This window comes from Thermosynechococcus sp. FA-CM-4201, assembly GCF_054689355.1.
The window spans coordinates 1,716,748-1,732,499 of sequence record NZ_CP079920.1 but is presented as its reverse complement, the minus strand read 5'-3'; the positions used below and the strand labels follow the sequence as shown (position 1 = coordinate 1,732,499).

Sequence of the window (15,752 nt, the reverse complement as noted above, 5' to 3'; positions counted from 1 at the left end):
GATGGGTTTCTTATTTATGAAGCCAAATTAACAGGATGCTGGAGCGATCGCTCCTAAGTTTTAGAGAGCCGATCACGCCCTACCAGCAACTGTAAGGTTCTAAATCTGGCATCTATATCTGCAAGAGGATTTAATTCCATGACGATCGCGATTGGACGAGCGCCAGCAGAACGGGGATGGTTTGACATCCTCGATGACTGGCTCAAACGTGACAGATTTGTCTTCGTAGGCTGGTCAGGCATCCTGCTTTTCCCCTGCGCCTACCTTGCCCTCGGTGGCTGGCTAACCGGTACCACCTTTGTTACCTCTTGGTACACCCACGGCCTTGCCTCCAGCTATCTCGAAGGCTGCAACTTCCTCACCGTTGCCGTTTCCACCCCCGCCAACAGCATGGGGCACTCCCTTCTTCTCCTCTGGGGGCCCGAAGCCCAAGGGGACTTCACCCGCTGGTGCCAACTCGGCGGTCTGTGGACCTTTATCGCCCTCCACGGCGCCTTTGGCCTCATTGGCTTCATGCTGCGGCAGTTTGAAATTGCCCGCTTGGTGGGCATCCGTCCCTACAACGCCATTGCCTTCAGCGCCCCCATTGCTGTCTTTGTCAGCGTCTTCTTGATGTATCCCTTGGGGCAATCCAGTTGGTTCTTTGCCCCCAGCTTTGGCGTGGCTGCCATCTTCCGCTTCCTGCTGTTCTTCCAAGGGTTCCACAACTGGACCTTGAATCCCTTCCACATGATGGGGGTGGCCGGTGTGCTCGGGGGTGCCCTGTTGTGTGCCATCCACGGTGCCACAGTGGAAAACACCCTCTTCCAAGATGGCGAAGGCGCCAGCACCTTCCGTGCCTTTACTCCGACTCAATCGGAAGAGACCTACTCGATGGTGACGGCGAACCGTTTCTGGAGCCAAATTTTTGGGATTGCCTTCTCGAACAAGCGCTGGTTGCACTTTTTCATGTTGTTTGTGCCCGTGACGGGGCTGTGGATGAGTGCGATTGGCGTGGTAGGTCTGGCGTTAAACCTGCGGTCTTATGACTTCATTTCGCAGGAGATTCGGGCAGCGGAAGACCCTGAGTTTGAGACGTTCTACACGAAGAACCTGCTCTTGAACGAGGGCATTCGCGCTTGGATGGCGCCCCAAGACCAACCCCATGAAAACTTTGTCTTCCCAGAAGAGGTACTCCCCCGTGGTAACGCTCTCTAGTAACTCGATTTTTGCCACCAATCGCGACCAAGAATCCTCTGGTTTCGCGTGGTGGGCCGGTAATGCTCGTCTGATTAATCTCTCCGGCAAACTCTTGGGTGCCCACGTCGCCCACGCTGGCCTGATCGTCTTCTGGGCCGGTGCCATGACCCTGTTCGAGTTGGCTCACTTTATCCCTGAGAAGCCAATGTACGAGCAAGGGCTGATTCTCATTCCCCACATTGCCACTCTTGGTTGGGGCGTTGGCCCCGGGGGTGAAGTCGTGGACACCTTCCCCTTCTTTGTGGTTGGGGTGGTGCACCTGATTTCCTCTGCCGTTCTCGGCTTTGGTGGGGTTTACCATGCCATTCGTGGCCCTGAGACCCTAGAGGAATACTCCTCCTTCTTTGGCTACGACTGGAAAGATAAAAACAAAATGACGACGATCCTCGGTTTCCACCTGATCGTCCTTGGTATTGGTGCTCTACTGCTAGTGGCCAAAGCCATGTTCTTTGGTGGCCTCTATGACACTTGGGCACCTGGCGGTGGTGATGTCCGCGTCATTACCAACCCCACCCTTGACCCCACGGTGATCTTTGGCTACCTGCTGAAGTCTCCCTTTGGCGGTGAGGGCTGGATCGTTAGCGTTAACAACCTTGAGGACGTTGTCGGTGGTCACATTTGGATCGGTCTGATCTGCATTGCCGGTGGTATCTGGCACATTCTGACGACGCCCTTTGGTTGGGCACGCCGTGCCTTCATCTGGTCTGGGGAAGCCTATCTCTCCTACAGCTTGGGCGCCCTGTCCATGATGGGCTTCATTGCCACCTGCTTTGTCTGGTTCAACAACACCGTCTATCCCAGTGAATTTTATGGTCCTACGGGTCCAGAGGCCTCTCAGGCTCAGGCAATGACCTTCTTGATCCGTGACCAAAAATTGGGTGCAAACGTTGGTTCGGCTCAAGGCCCCACCGGTCTTGGTAAATACCTGATGCGCTCTCCCACGGGTGAAATCATCTTCGGTGGTGAAACAATGCGCTTCTGGGATTTCCGTGGTCCTTGGTTGGAGCCGTTGCGCGGTCCCAATGGTCTTGATCTCAACAAGATCAAAAATGACATTCAGCCTTGGCAAGAGCGTCGTGCCGCTGAGTACATGACCCATGCACCTCTGGGTTCTCTCAACTCCGTGGGTGGTGTGGCCACCGAAATCAACTCGGTGAACTTCGTGTCGCCCCGCTCTTGGCTGGCTACGTCCCACTTTGTCTTGGCCTTCTTCTTCCTAGTGGGTCACCTGTGGCATGCCGGTCGTGCCCGTGCGGCGGCGGCGGGTTTCGAGAAGGGGATTGACCGCGAGTCTGAACCCGTGCTCTCAATGCCTAGCCTTGATTAGGGTTACTGACTGAATCTAACTAAACTCAATACTGGCTCCCATCTGCGGATGGGGGTCTTTTTTTTAGAGGACTCAATCACTGAGTATTTTTAACAGTTGCTCAGCAATGCGATCGCTTGCTCCGGGGTCGCCCATGCGTTCTCTGCCATTGGCGGCAATTCGCGCAAGTAAAGTCGCATCCTCCCAAATCTGCCCAAGGGTCGGGATGGCCGCTTGAGGATCATCGAGTAGGAAAATCGAGTCTCCGAGAAGGCGTTTTTGGCGACTGGCAAACTCACGAGTAAACTGGGGGCCTGCACCCGCAAAGGTGATCACCGGTTTCCCTAAGCCCACACACTGCTCTGTGGCTGTGCCGGCAAGGGCAATGCCCCCTTCTGCCCAATGCAAAAATTCACGAAAGTGGTGTGCACTTAAAATCAGTTGTTGCTGACCGAACTGCCATGCAGTGGTCTGGGGTAATGGACTGGCGATGGGTTGCCAACCCTCAAGGCTGTGCTCAAGCACCTCTAAATCAAGGCTGGGACTGACAGCAGCAAGACAGGTCAGCGGCTGATCGGGATAGGGCGTCAGTGCCCGTAGGATCTGTTGCCAATTGCGGTAGGCCTCAGGGGCACGAGACCCCGGCAGCAGCACAATGGTTTTAGTGGTAAAAGGCGATCGCGCTGGGGGGGGCATCACTAAATCCATCATGGGATTACCACAGGAGTGAACCGTGTAACCGAATTGCCGCAACCCTTTGGCGGTTAACTCATCGCGGACAAAAATGCCTCGACAGCGGGGCGATTGCCACAACCATCGTTCCCAAGGCAGGTAGTCACTTCCCGCCCAGCCCATGCCCCAACGATAGGGACGCCCCGTCGTGTCATACAGGTAATAGTCAGACTTAGCAGTGCCGATAAAACTATAGGTTCCCCCTGTGCCATAGGCCAGTAATAGGGGCACAATATCCCCCACTGCTAAGAGATGCCCCGCTGAGAATCGCTGCCAACGCTGAATAGCACGAACCTGCGCCCCCAACAGTCCCAGCAGCCCCGCCCTGAGATCCCGCCATAGCTGTCGCAGATCCATGTAGATAAAGCCCCCAGAGGGGAGTATTTTTCCGGGCTGCAATACAGGAATTCCCAACCGCGTATAGGCAGACCCTAAGCCCACCAAGGGCAACGCCATCAGGTCTAAGTCTGGACACCGCTGCCGCAAGGCCTGCAAAATCGAGCTAGCGATCGCATCCTCACCGTGGCCATTACTCAGGCAAAGGAGTCGCTTCATGCCTGCATCAACTCAAGGGCTGCGGTAAATCGTGACCAGTCATCCGCCTGATCAATAGCCTGCCAAATGTGTTCAATCTGCGGACGAGTCAAGATAACAAGGGGATTGGCAGCCGCTAGGGTTTGGGGAATTGCGGCCTGTTGTAACGGCGTGGCTTGCTGCAGCAGTTCAAAATACATTCTTTTCCAAGTCCCTAAAAGTTTCTGATCTGCGGGTGGGAGTGTTGGGCTTTCACAAAAGATGTGACCCACATCGACAGCCCATTGGGGGGAAAATTCCTGCCGTAGGCTGACAAAGAATTGGGGATAACTGATGGTGCTGCGGCTGAGGAAGGCTTGGGTTTCTGCCACTAAGGGACGGCCAAGCTCTAGGGGCAGATCTGCCCAACCAAGGCGCTTGAGCATGAGGGTCAGGTAGGTGGTTTGACAGCGATCGCCAAAGGTTTTCAGGGCAGCTTGCATTTCCTCAAGGGGCATGACTGAAGAGAGAGGGATTTGCAGCTTCTCCAAATTCCAAGCACAAATTGCCGGTTGATTGCCGTAGGCGTAGCGGCCATAGTAGTCAAAGTAGGCGGCTGTAAACCCCAAATCATAGTGCTCCAAAAAGACATAGGGACCATAGTCAAAGCTCTCGCCCGTAATGGCCATATTATCGGTGTTCAAAACACCATGGCAAAACCCCGCCACCAACCACTGCGCCGCTAGATCCGCTGTGCGTGTCACCAGCTCACGATAAAAGGCACAATCCCGTTCCTTGGGGTCTGGCATCTCTAGCAAGTGGGGGTAGTAGTAGTAAATGACGTGATCAAGCAATCGTCGAATCAAGTCCGGTCGCCGCAGATAGTGGAGCCGCTCAAAGGTACCAAAGCGAATATGGGAACGGCCAAGGCGCACCAAGACACTGGATCGCGTCGGCGATGGCTCATCCCCCCGCCACAGGGACTCCCCCGTTTCCACCAAGCTGAGACTGCGAAAGGTGTTCACCCCCAGGCGATGCAGCAGTTCACTAGCCAAAACCTCACGGACACCACCTTTGAGTGTCAGGCGACCATCTCCCCCCCGCGAATAGGGTGTGGTGCCGGATCCTTTCGTGCCAAGGTCATACAGTTGACCATCCACACCACGAAACTGACCATAGAGAAACCCTCGGCCATCCCCCAAGCGAGCATTGTATTCCCCAAATTGGTAGCCGTGGTAACGCATCGCCAAAAAGGGTTCACGCCCCTGAAATTGACCAAAGGCCGCAATAAAGTCAGCATCGGTTACCTTGGCGGGATCGAGACCCATCAAGGGCAAGAGCGCATCATTGCGAAAACGCAGAATGTGCTGCGGAAAGGTTGCCGCCTGTACTTCGTCCCAGTACTCTTCCCCTAGGGAGAGAAAAGCGGGTTCGTACTCAAGGGTTTGAAAGCAATGGCGAGACATTCAGAATATTCAGAGCGAACTCAGCTATTGCGGCGTCTTAGCAGTTTCCCGTTTGGACTTTTTGGGATTGGGGGGATCCACAAGGGTACGCAAGCGCGCTTGAATTTGTTGATGGCGTTCGACCCCCTCAAAGGCAAAGGGGGTGTACCCACGATCGCGCATCAAACCACGGATATAGCGAATGCGCTCATTGGTTGGTGGGTGGGTGGAAAACCACGGCAGCGGTGGCTCCTGATTGCGGTATTCCTTCTTGAGGGTGTGCATGAGGTTAAGTAGGCCATCAGCGGCATAGCCTGCCCTTGCCAGAATCCGTGTGCCCAAAATATCCGCCTCTCGTTCCATTTCTCGACTATAGCTAGTCACGAGAATCCCTGTCACATAGCCACCAGCGGGTAATAACCGCGTCAAGTTGGCAGTGGCCGTGCCTTGGGTGACCAAGCGAAAACCGTGGGAGAGCACCGCGTGGGCAATTTCGTGGGCCAGTAAGCCGGCAAGTTCTGCTTCGGTATTGGCTTTGAGAATTGCGCCGGCATTGATAAAAATCTTGCCCCCCGGCAGGGCGAAGGCGTTGAGATCATTATTTTTTATGATAAAAAATTCATACTCAAACTCATTGCGACCGGCCACTTTGGCGAGGCGTTGCCCCACTTCGTTGACATAGGCTTGAACCTCAGGATCCTCAAGGAGCTTGACTTGGCGGCTAATTTGCTGCGCTGCTGAACGGCCTAGGGCAGATTCTCCCTGCATCATCAAGGCCATCATTTGAATCGAGTCCAAGGATAGTAAGGGATTGCCCGTGAGTGCCACACCCACCAGTCCAGTCAGGGCGCCGACAATCATGCCTTCGCGCAGTTGCCCCTGAAGGCGACGACGAAACCGTTGCATTCGCTCTGCGGCCAGTTGCTGAAATTCCGGTGTGGCGGGGTGGTCAGGATTCAGTAGGGCAAAACGTTGGGCGGCAAGGGCCGCTTCTAGCCACTGTTGCTGGCGATCGTAGAGGGTGACGAGGCTACGTTGAATATCGGGTTGATCAGGATAGAGGCTGGCGGCTTTTTCGAGATGGGCATAGGCCTCTTTGAGGGAACCCTGCTGCGCTAGAAACTCAGCGAAGCGCACTTGGCCGGGGATAAACTCTGGGAATTGCTCCACCAACAGCCGCAGCGGCACGGCTTGGGCACTGTAGAGTTGGGAACCCCCTTGAACTTCTCGCCAATAGACTTGGGCAGCGGGGGGCAGTTGACTAATTTCCAGTACAGCGGGGGGTGTGACACGGGGGGGTGGCAAATCTAGGTCAGCCTTGGCCTTTTGGTAATAGGTTTGGGCGGTTGTGGTATCTCCTAATTGCCAGTGGCGATCGCCCTCCCGTAGAAGTGCTAAACGCGCCTCCTGTGCTGCTTGCTCTGCGATCAGTTGCAGTGTTGTTAAAGCCTCTGGAGAATTGTCAATCGTTGTCGGCGCAGGTTCCACAGAGGGGGCTGCTGAATCACCCTTGATCTCAGTGCTCGTCGGTAGGGGAGCAGGGGATTCTACAGGCGGAACGACTTCTGCAGGGGGCTGGGGTGGCAGCGGCAATAGATCGACAGCAGAGCCTTCAGATTGCGGCAGGCGAGCTTGGACAAAGGGGTCTGCTTTAATGAGAGCAATCAACTCCTCCTCTGCTACACCCGTTTGGGGTAGGGACATCTCTGCTGCTCTAACCGGTTCAAGACCCACCCCTAAAAGAAGAACAATACCCAGCGGCCAGTAGCGTAACCCATCTTGCACCATGACACCGTCCTCAAGCCACCTGATGCTTTATAGTCTAATCACTAGGCATGGGTGAATTGGGTCGTCGTTAGAATTATAGCTATTTCGAAACTGTTTGCCGGCGTTAGAGAAACGTTTGTTGTTGATGATGGATAATGCACCAATTCATCCGAAAGGGTCGATTCAGGTAGGGGTCAAAGCGGCGGGTCACGAGGTGTTATTTTTACCGAAATACTCTCCTGATTTGAACGTGATTGAGCACGACTTGAGTGCGTTGAAGCGAGCGCGGATGTATGCAGGGTCAAAGAGTTCTATTGATGAAGTGATTCGCAATTATTGTGCTGGATAATGTCTCATTCTTTATTGGAATAGCTATATATTTGAGATTAACCAGTTTTTCAATGAGTTGTTTTTCAATTTCTAGCTCCAACATCAGGTAGCTCCATCAGCATACGGCCATGATACAGCCCTTCTCTAGAAAGATTAGGATTAAGGCTGGGTCAATTTGATGAGGCTCTAGGAAGCTGACCTTTGGCAACTAATAGCTCCCATGCCCGCAAAACAGCAACCAAATCAGAGGCAAGGCGGTATTCATTGGCTTCAGCAAAGCGCACCGTTGCAGTGGGAGTAGAGACGAGATGAATAGGCACCGCTCGCTCTAGGGGTGTGGGTACAAAATCAAAGCCATTGAAGCGATCAAACCGGCGATCGCTCAACAATTGATTAAATTGACTGACTTGAGCAGGTGTCACTGTGCGCAGGGTGCGGCTGAGGGTTTCGCCACGAGCATGGGTGGTTTGCTGCACAATGCGACCATCGTTATAGAGCAGTGTTGTTGTCGTTGAGGGTGGACGGTTGCCAGAGGCATCACTTTGCCGAATCACGCGAAAACTTACGCCCTCAGGAAGGGGGGGCGGCAACTCCTCTGGACTCAGGCGTTGCGGTCGCTGAATCAGAGTACCCATCATCTGACTGCCAGCGGCATCCCAAAGAATCAGAGAACCACTTTGATTAGTGCGATAGACCCACTGTTGAGGATAAGGAGCATTGGGATTCGTCAGGGTAATTTCCCAGCCGGGGGTTAAACGCTCAGCACAATCAACCCGCAATCCCCCCAAGCCCAAACAGCCATCGGACCACACTTTGGGCTGAACTTGAACCACACTAATTTGCTCTGGTTCCTCACCAAACTGCTCGGCAGCGATCGCGATCGCTCGCGTAATGATCTCCGGGGCTGGTGTTGCTGCTTGCACCACGAGGGGCACTGCCACTGCCAAGAGGGATGTCCAACCATTCATTAACAAAGTCTCTACCCTTTGACCATCATCATAAAAAAAGACCGCCCCCGATGAAGAGGCGGTTCCTTTAACTAAACGCTAGTTAGAGTTGCTCTAGGAATTAGCCGTTGATGCTAGGAGCAATCATGGCCACAGGAGCAGACTCAGCGCTGGCCAAGTCGAGGGGGAAGTTGTGAGCATTACGCTCGTGCATCACTTCCATACCCAGGTTGGCACGGTTGATGATGTCAGCCCAAGTGTTGATCACGTTGCCTTGAGCATCCACAACGGAGTGGTTGAAGTTGAAACCGTTGAGGTTGAAGGCCATCGTGCTGATACCCAGAGCGGTAAACCAGATACCGATCACCGGCCAAGCGGCGAGGAAGAAGTGCAGCGCACGGCTGTTGTTGAAGCTGGCGTATTGGAAGATCAAGCGACCAAAGTAACCGTGGGCAGCCACGATGTTATAGGTTTCTTCCTCTTGACCGAATTTATAACCGTAGTTTTGAGACTCGGTTTCGGTGGTTTCACGGATCAAGCTGGAGGTCACCAGAGAACCGTGCATGGCGGAGAACAGAGCACCACCAAAGACACCAGCCACACCCAGTTGGTGGAAGGGGTGCATGAGGATGTTGTGCTCAGCTTGGAACACAAGCATGAAGTTGAAGGTACCAGAGATACCGAGGGGCATACCATCGGAGAAGCTGCCTTGACCAATGGGGTAGATCAAGAACACAGCGGTAGCGGCAGCCACAGGAGCGGAGTAGGCCACGCAGATCCAAGGACGCATACCGAGGCGGTAGCTGAGTTCCCACTCACGACCCATGTAGCAGAAGACACCGATCAAGAAGTGGAAGATGATCAGTTGGTAAGGGCCACCGTTGTAGAGCCACTCATCGAGGGAAGCAGCTTCCCAAATGGGGTAGAAGTGCAAGCCGATGGCGTTGCTGGAAGGAACAACCGCACCAGTGATGATGTTGTTGCCATAGATCAAGGAGCCAGCGACAGGCTCACGAATGCCATCGATGTCCACAGGGGGAGCAGCGATGAAAGCAATCACGAAGCAGATGGTAGCAGCGAGCAGAGTGGGGATCATCAACACGCCGAACCAGCCCACATAGAGGCGGTTGTTGGTGCTGGTGACCCAGCTACAAAATTGCTCCCACAGGTTCAGTTGCTCGCGACGTTGTAAAACAGTCGTCATAGTGATAAGTCCTGTTGAACAAGATGAATGAATGTTACAAACCGTTTACAGTTCCAAATCGAGTCCCTGAGAGGCCTCAGGCGCACCCGCTGGCGTTGTGCAACGGAATGTAACCTTATATTAATCAATCTCTCAGGAAAATGTAAAGGGTTATGTCTGAATTTTATATTCTGTTAATGATTTCTCAGGGATCAGGGGCAGCGTCGCGCGATTGCTGGCTAGGGAGCCAAGCAATGGGCAAGGTCAATAGATAACTGGTTAAGGTTGCGATCATAATCAAGGGCAGCATTGCCGTATGGGAAATCACCGTCAAAATCACCGCCAGCCCCAAAGGCGTTTTGGTCACCACCACCGTGATTGCCGCCATCATGCCAGCCAAGGCCACACTCAAGGGCGTATTCGGGAGTGCCTCATGCACCGCCATACCTACACAGGCACCTACAAAAAATAGGGGAAAGACCACCCCCCCACGAAAGCCCCCCCGCAGACAGAGACTCAGGGCAACCAGCTTAAAGAAGGCAACACTCAGCAAAATACCAACGCTATAGCGGTTGACGACTTGGATCACCTGTTCAATTTGCCGCTCGCCGTAGAACAGCGTAATCGGATGAATCAGGGCAATTAAGCCAATCAGAAAACCCACCGCCACAATTAAGACAAGAGGATACTGCCGATAGGGGATCAGCCAGCGTTGAATCTGCCGATCTAAAAAGATAAAGAGCGTTCCCACCGCCGCCCCAATGATGCCAAGCAACACTGCAAAGCCAATATCCTCAGGACGCAGCGTGTCATAGGCAGGGAAGGTATATATCCCACCAATGGTTGTGCCTGTCATCACCCGAAAAAGGGTAAACCCAGTAGCCGCAGAAATCAGGGCTGGAATGATTGCCTCATAGAATTCAACACTGCGGCGATGGGGAACTTCCAAAACAAACAGCGTGGCGCCAAGGGGGGCCTCAAAAAACACACCCATGCCCGCTGCCATGCCACAGAGGGTGAGAATACGGGTGCTCTCTGGGGGTAGATGCAAACGCTCCGCGAACCAACTGCCTAGGCCACCATTGATATCAATCATTGGGCTTTCAGGACCCGCACTACTGCCAAAGAGCAAGGAGAGGCTAGAAGCCAATGCCATGCCCGGTAGAAAGCGATAACTTAACCGACCTGCGTGGTGTACCTCTGCGATCGCATCCGCGAGTCCCCCCGTTGCCCCAAAGAATTTGACCGATAAACCCACCAACAAGCCACCAAAGGCCGTGACAAGCGGAATGTAAGGATAGAGGTGCGCCCACGTGCCAATGCTTACTTGGCTAGGATCCGTCCCCCACAACAGCGCAAACCCCAGCTTAAGCCCCAGATAAAAAGCCGTGGCCACGCAGCCACCAAGCAGACCAACGATGAGGGCATACAGGAGCAAACGGGGATAAGGGCAGGAAGCTCTTGCCATAGAAGAGTTAGCGGCGCCGCCACCAGACAAAAACGGCTGCACCAAAACCCACAAGGGGTAATAGAAAGACACTGATAATCTCTAGCCAACGACTGGTGGTGACATTGAGTTGCAGGCGGCGATTGGTGGTTTCGCGCGGACGAATCGAGAGTGCCTTTTGGTCGCGATCGCCCAACCAGAGCACGGAATTGACAAAGAGATCACTATTAATCCCTTGGTAGGCAATCACGCCATCGGTGGCAAACTCCGAATCCCCAAAGACCACCAAGCGGGCTTCCTTCGGGGGGTTATCACTCAACTGACGGGTAATGGCCACACCAATTGGCAGCGGGCCTTTGGTATCTACGCCTTCAGTGAATTCAAGGTTGCCTGACTGCCAGTCCGTTTCCGCCCAAGTTTGCGGGCTCGAGAGGGCAATTTCCACAATGTCATCATCCTTCACAGGATCAATGCGAATCGCTTGCGCGCGGGGAAAGACACTCGGACCTTGGGCAAAGCGTTGAGTAATGGGGTGATTGCCATAGGTGGTGACAATAATCGTGTCCGGACCAAGTCCCACCTGTTGACCGACGCCAGAGCCATCAATGACCCAGCGATTATCGAGGGTGAGTCCCCAGTTTTTCAGTAAATCATCCAGACCCGCATTGACATCGACATCGAGCATCAGCAACAGGCTACCACCGCGATTGAGGTACTCCTTGAGAAGATCCTGCTCAAGACGCAAAAAAGGCTGCCGAGGGCCCGCCACAACAATGACATTGGCATCCTCGGGAATTTTCCCCTTCTCCAGTAAATTCAGGGGCAGGAGTTCCACATCCCGCTGCTCAAGGAGTTTGGCCACTTCACTGAGGCTGGCCGCCCCACCCGTGAGGGGGAGTTCATTGTGCCCTGTGGTGAAATAGGCGCGGATCGTGCGATCGCTGGTCACACGAATCAGGGCAGGGGTGAGGTTACTTTCGGAAAGGTCTTCATCAATGCGCTGGGTTTTCTCGCCCGCCACAACAATCACTTGCCCCACTTGAGTCACGTTGTACTTTTTGGCAAGGGCGGGTTGCTCTTGGGGGTCAATGAACTCGAAAGAAAATTGGTTATTGGCCTGACGGCGGTACTGTTCCAACAGCAGGCGATCGCGACTGGCAGCATTGGCATCAAACACCAATACCCGCACCGGCTGATCCAGAGCTTGCAGAACATCACGGGTTTCTGCCGCTAGAGTAAAGGCACGGTTTTCAGTGAGATCGATTTCAACACTGTAGCGATCGGCCAAAAAATTGACGATGCCCAATAGAGCAATCACCGCGATCACCGTCAGGATGGCATTGGTACTCGTTTGGGTAGAACGCCGCCCCCAAAACCCTGTCGAGACACGACTTTGCTGGATCAGCCACAGCAGTAGGGCAATCCCCCCCAAGGCTAAAAGACCCAAGGGCAGCCAATTCCAGCGATTGGTGACGATGCCAGCACTCAAGCCAGCAATGATCAAAAGTGACGCCGCCCACAGCAATACCGTGGTCAATCGTTCAGGTGAGCCTAGGGCAAAGCGTTTCATGACCGGTACCCCCTAATTGCGCTGGTAACGAAAGGCATCAATGGACTGTGCCGTGAGGAAAATGCCGAGGAAAATATAACTACCAAAGACAACAAGGCTACTGCTGCGGAAAATTCCCCGTGTCAGGTTGGTAAAGTGCTCTAGGGGTGAGAGGTAGGTGAGAATATCACTGAGGTTCCCGCCAGTATTTTTAGCCAAGACATCCAGCACCCAAAGAATCAGCAACACAGCAAACCCCAAAATGGCCGCCAAGATCGTGCTATCGGTCAAGGATGAGAGAAACATGCCCAGGGAGAGCACCGCCGCCGCCAAAAAAATCAAGCCGCCATTGCCCGCAAGAATCAGCCAAGGGGAGAGGGGGGGTGTACTCTGTTGGAGTGCCACAAACTGATAGACAATAACGGGCAGCAGGAGCGTGGTGTAAAACGTTAGCACTGCCAGAAGTTTACCTGTCGCTACACACCAGTTGGTAATCGGCGAGGTGGCCAACAGTTCAAGGGTGCCGCGTTTGCGCTCTTCGGTGTAGAGTCCCATCGAGAGCATCGGCAGAATGACTTGGGAAATGGAGCCTAGGAGTCCCAAGAAACTTTCGAGGATGAGCTTGGGAACGTCAATGGCTTGGCTCGGCGCCCCAAACTGCTGTTGCAGCAAATCCTGCTGAGCCACTTGGCTAATAATCGTCGTCATCACAACGAGGAAAAACAGGCCGCTGAGCAGCCAGAACACCCCAGCAATCACATAGTAGAAGGGGGCAGTAAAGTAACTCTGGAGTTCGCGGCGATAGATGGCAAGAATGTTAGCAAGGAGGACACGCAGCCCGTGGAGGGAAACGCTAAGCATGGGCTTCTTCGGTGGTATCGCTGGGTTCTGCGGTGGGTTCATCGGTCGTTAGCTTTAAGAACACCTCCTCTAGGTTGGCACGGGAGCGGCGCATTTCAAAGAGTTGCACCCCATTTTGGACAAGGAGACTGGCGAGATCGGCACCGATTTCTGAAGGACTGCTGACCTGAAGTTGCTGTCGCCCTTGGGGAGTGCTATTGCCCCATGTGATCTGTTGCACAGCAGGCAACTGTTGGAGGAGGGATTCAAGCTGGGGGCGATCGCCCACGAGTTCGAGGTCATAGGTGTAGCTACCGCTGAGGCGTTGCAGCAGTTCATCCAGTTGGCCAATGCCCGCCACTTCGCCTTTATTGATAATCACGGCGCGATCGCAGGTCATGCTCACTTCCGCCAAAATATGGGTAGAAAGGATTACTGTATGCTGTCCCGCCAAGTTTTTAATCAGGTTGCGCACCTCAATAATTTGACGTGGATCGAGACCCACCGTGGGTTCATCCAGAATGATGGCTGGTGGATCATGAACGATCGCTTGGGCAATGCCGACCCGCTGCCGATAGCCCTTCGAGAGTTTGCGAATAATGGTCTGTTGCCGATCCCAGAGGCCACAGCTTTTGAGGGCATATTCTACCCGCTGGGGGCGATCGCCCGCGCTGACGCCCTTGATGCGAGCCACAAAGTGCAAATAGCCTGCCACTGTCATTTCCGTATAGAGGGGGGGATTTTCTGGCAGATAGCCAATGCGTTGCCGCACCGCCATCGGATCCGTGTGGACTTCATAGCCTGCAATCGAGGCCGTGCCACTCGTTGCCGGTAGATAGCCCGCCAAAATCCGCATTGTGGTGGTTTTGCCGGCGCCATTGGGGCCGAGGAGACCGAGAATCTCACCACTGGCGGCTGAAAAGCTGACATCCCGTAGCGCGACGGTTGTACCGTAAACCTTGGTCAGGTGTTCGACCTGAATCATGGCGTTGCCTCAACTCGTTCTACGGCAAACAATGACACACAATATAGCCGTTTTCCCCATCAAATACTGAGGACTTGGATAGTGGTATTTTGGGGCAGATTGGCTGCCGATAGACTGAGGGAGGCACCACCACTGCGGCGAACTGGGGTTCCCTCCATGACTTTCAAAAAGTCCTCTAGCCCCGTCAGATCACAATTATTGGGGTCAGCCGCTGCTGTCCGATAGTGGGAAGGAATGACCAAACGCGGTTGCAAAACTTCAATGGCTGCCTTGGCCTCCTCAGCCGTATAGGCTTTGTCACTTCCTCCCACTGGCACAATCATCACATCAGGTCGTCCCATGAGAATTCGTTGTTCAATCGTGATGGGCATGGCAATGCCACCCATATGTAAGAGATTGATGCCCCCCTGCTGCCAGCGCCAAACCACGTTGACGCCAAAGCGAAAGCCACCGACGCGATCATGACTGGTGCGGATGCCCTGAATACTCAAGCCATTGACTTTATAGGAACCCGGTTGAAAAAGCAGCTTAGGCCGACCGGGTAAGCCTTCGATGTAGCCCTCGTCCAAGAGGCGACTGCTAATCATGACAATATCAGCAGTGACACGGGGAGGCCGCAATCCTTTGGTGCAACCTATGGGACGGAAGGGATTCACCAGTACCCGCTGACCACTGCCGGTAAAGAGAAAGCAGGTGTGGCCAAACCATTGCAGAGAGAGACCCCCCCCTTGGGCATGGGCTGCCCAGTGTCCACCGAGGCTGGCGATCGCCCCAATTTGAGCCAAACGCAAGAACTGCCGCCGCTCCATTTTTTTCTCCCCACACTCCTATTCCAGCTCAGTGTACCGAAAAGTGGCTCGCTGACAACGATGGACTGGACAGCCGTCGCAAAAAGTTCCGAAGCAGGTCTTTGCCGCAGGTGGTGAGAATGCTCTCCGGATGGAATTGCACTCCTTCCAGCGTCGGATATTGGCGGTGGCGCACCCCCATAATCAGGCCATCCTCTGTCCAAGCCGTGATTTCCAATACATCAGGGCAACTGTCACGATCAATGACGAGGCTGTGGTAGCGGGTTGCGGTAAAGGGTTGGGGCAACTCTTGGAACACCCCCACACCACTGTGATAAATTTCTGAGGTTTTGCCGTGCATGAGGGTTGGTGCCAGCGTCACCATGCCGCCAAAAACTTCACCAATCGCTTGATGTCCCAAGCAAACCCCCAAGATGGGTAGTGTGCCAGCATAGGTACGGATCAGGGTTTCGGAAATTCCGGCGTCCGCAGGGCGACCCGGGCCAGGGGAAATCACAATACCCGCAGGGGCGAGGGCAGCGATCTCATCAAGGGTGATCTTGTCGTTGCGAAAAACCCGCAGGTCCGCAGCAATTGGGAACTCCTGCGCTAGCTCCCCTAAGTATTGGACAAGGTTGTACGTGAAGCTGTCGTAGTTATCAATAACGATAATCAAGGGAG

Annotated in this window: 13 protein-coding genes and 1 pseudogene; 3 read left to right on the top strand and 11 right to left on the bottom strand. The window is 54.0% G+C overall.

Annotated features, from left to right (window positions below; all coding sequences use genetic code 11):
• Positions 1 to 138: 138 nt before the first annotated feature.
• Entirely contained in the window at positions 139 to 1,197 is a 1,059-nt protein-coding gene (psbD, locus tag KV190_RS08445; RefSeq protein WP_460192804.1) for a photosystem II D2 protein (photosystem q(a) protein), read from the top strand.
• The gene (psbC, locus tag KV190_RS08440) at positions 1,181 to 2,566 is read left to right on the top strand and encodes a photosystem II reaction center protein CP43 (RefSeq protein ID WP_190278038.1); all 1,386 of its coding nucleotides are present in this window, start codon (positions 1,181 to 1,183) and stop codon (positions 2,564 to 2,566) included. The genes psbD and psbC overlap by 17 nt, the downstream gene beginning before the upstream one ends.
• A gap of 72 nt (positions 2,567 to 2,638) precedes the next feature.
• Here the strand turns inward: psbC and KV190_RS08435 are convergent, their stop codons facing one another.
• Genes KV190_RS08435 through KV190_RS08425 form a run of 3 tightly spaced genes read right to left on the bottom strand, consistent with a single transcriptional unit; the run spans position 2,639 to position 7,023 of the window.
• Entirely contained in the window at positions 2,639 to 3,832 is a 1,194-nt protein-coding gene (locus KV190_RS08435; RefSeq protein ID WP_460192803.1) for a lipid-A-disaccharide synthase-related protein, read from the bottom strand.
• Positions 3,829 to 5,256, bottom strand: a complete 1,428-nt coding sequence (locus KV190_RS08430) for a protein adenylyltransferase SelO (RefSeq protein ID WP_460192802.1) — start codon at positions 5,254 to 5,256, stop codon at positions 3,829 to 3,831. Before KV190_RS08430 ends, KV190_RS08435 begins: the two co-directional genes overlap by 4 nt.
• Before the next feature lie 24 nt (positions 5,257 to 5,280).
• Complete coding sequence (locus KV190_RS08425; RefSeq protein WP_460192801.1) at positions 5,281 to 7,023, bottom strand: M48 family metallopeptidase; 1,743 nt, start codon at positions 7,021 to 7,023, stop codon at positions 5,281 to 5,283.
• Positions 7,024 to 7,117: 94 nt separating this feature from the next.
• On the opposite strand from KV190_RS08425, the pseudogene KV190_RS08420 reads away from it, so the two are divergent.
• Positions 7,118 to 7,351: pseudogene (locus tag KV190_RS08420) on the top strand (transposase); the annotation flags it as partial.
• A 151-nt stretch (positions 7,352 to 7,502) separates the two neighbouring features.
• Here KV190_RS08420 and KV190_RS08415 read toward each other — a convergent pair.
• From KV190_RS08415 to KV190_RS08380, 8 genes are all read right to left on the bottom strand, one after another.
• On the bottom strand, positions 7,503 to 8,300 hold the full coding sequence (locus KV190_RS08415; protein ID WP_460192800.1) for a hypothetical protein: 798 nt from the start codon (positions 8,298 to 8,300) through the stop codon (positions 7,503 to 7,505).
• A 100-nt stretch (positions 8,301 to 8,400) separates the two neighbouring features.
• Complete coding sequence (psbA, locus tag KV190_RS08410; protein ID WP_181495653.1) at positions 8,401 to 9,483, bottom strand: photosystem II q(b) protein; 1,083 nt, start codon at positions 9,481 to 9,483, stop codon at positions 8,401 to 8,403.
• A gap of 184 nt (positions 9,484 to 9,667) precedes the next feature.
• A complete protein-coding gene (locus tag KV190_RS08405; protein ID WP_460192799.1) occupies positions 9,668 to 10,930 on the bottom strand; it encodes a chloride channel protein in 1,263 nt (420 codons plus the stop codon).
• A gap of 7 nt (positions 10,931 to 10,937) precedes the next feature.
• Entirely contained in the window at positions 10,938 to 12,479 is a 1,542-nt protein-coding gene (locus KV190_RS08400) for a GldG family protein (RefSeq protein WP_460192798.1), read from the bottom strand.
• A gap of 12 nt (positions 12,480 to 12,491) precedes the next feature.
• Positions 12,492 to 13,319: an ABC transporter permease gene (locus KV190_RS08395; RefSeq protein WP_460192797.1), complete on the bottom strand. Its 828-nt coding sequence runs from the start codon at positions 13,317 to 13,319 to the stop codon at positions 12,492 to 12,494.
• Positions 13,312 to 14,283 (bottom strand): ABC transporter ATP-binding protein, encoded by a 972-nt coding sequence (locus KV190_RS08390; protein ID WP_460192796.1) that lies wholly within the window; start codon positions 14,281 to 14,283, stop codon positions 13,312 to 13,314. Before KV190_RS08390 ends, KV190_RS08395 begins: the two co-directional genes overlap by 8 nt.
• A gap of 59 nt (positions 14,284 to 14,342) precedes the next feature.
• A complete protein-coding gene (locus KV190_RS08385; RefSeq protein ID WP_460192795.1) occupies positions 14,343 to 15,092 on the bottom strand; it encodes an MBL fold metallo-hydrolase in 750 nt (249 codons plus the stop codon).
• Between the two features lie 28 nt (positions 15,093 to 15,120).
• Positions 15,121 to 15,747 (bottom strand): anthranilate synthase component II, encoded by a 627-nt coding sequence (locus KV190_RS08380; protein ID WP_460192794.1) that lies wholly within the window; start codon positions 15,745 to 15,747, stop codon positions 15,121 to 15,123.
• Positions 15,748 to 15,752: the final 5 nt, after the last annotated feature.

Coding starts and splice junctions, on each gene's coding strand:
- KV190_RS08390 (WP_460192796.1), bottom strand. CDS start 14,283: ATGATTCAGGTCGAACACCTGACCAAGGTTTACGGTACAACCGTCGCG.
- KV190_RS08435 (WP_460192803.1), bottom strand. CDS start 3,832: ATGAAGCGACTCCTTTGCCTGAGTAATGGCCACGGTGAGGATGCGATC.
- KV190_RS08385 (WP_460192795.1), bottom strand. CDS start 15,092: ATGGAGCGGCGGCAGTTCTTGCGTTTGGCTCAAATTGGGGCGATCGCC.
- KV190_RS08405 (WP_460192799.1), bottom strand. CDS start 10,930: ATGGCAAGAGCTTCCTGCCCTTATCCCCGTTTGCTCCTGTATGCCCTC.
- psbD (WP_460192804.1), top strand. CDS start 139: ATGACGATCGCGATTGGACGAGCGCCAGCAGAACGGGGATGGTTTGAC.
- KV190_RS08395 (WP_460192797.1), bottom strand. CDS start 13,319: ATGCTTAGCGTTTCCCTCCACGGGCTGCGTGTCCTCCTTGCTAACATT.
- KV190_RS08430 (WP_460192802.1), bottom strand. CDS start 5,256: ATGTCTCGCCATTGCTTTCAAACCCTTGAGTACGAACCCGCTTTTCTC.
- psbA (WP_181495653.1), bottom strand. CDS start 9,483: ATGACGACTGTTTTACAACGTCGCGAGCAACTGAACCTGTGGGAGCAA.
- KV190_RS08425 (WP_460192801.1), bottom strand. CDS start 7,023: ATGGTGCAAGATGGGTTACGCTACTGGCCGCTGGGTATTGTTCTTCTT.
- KV190_RS08415 (WP_460192800.1), bottom strand. CDS start 8,300: ATGAATGGTTGGACATCCCTCTTGGCAGTGGCAGTGCCCCTCGTGGTG.
- KV190_RS08400 (WP_460192798.1), bottom strand. CDS start 12,479: ATGAAACGCTTTGCCCTAGGCTCACCTGAACGATTGACCACGGTATTG.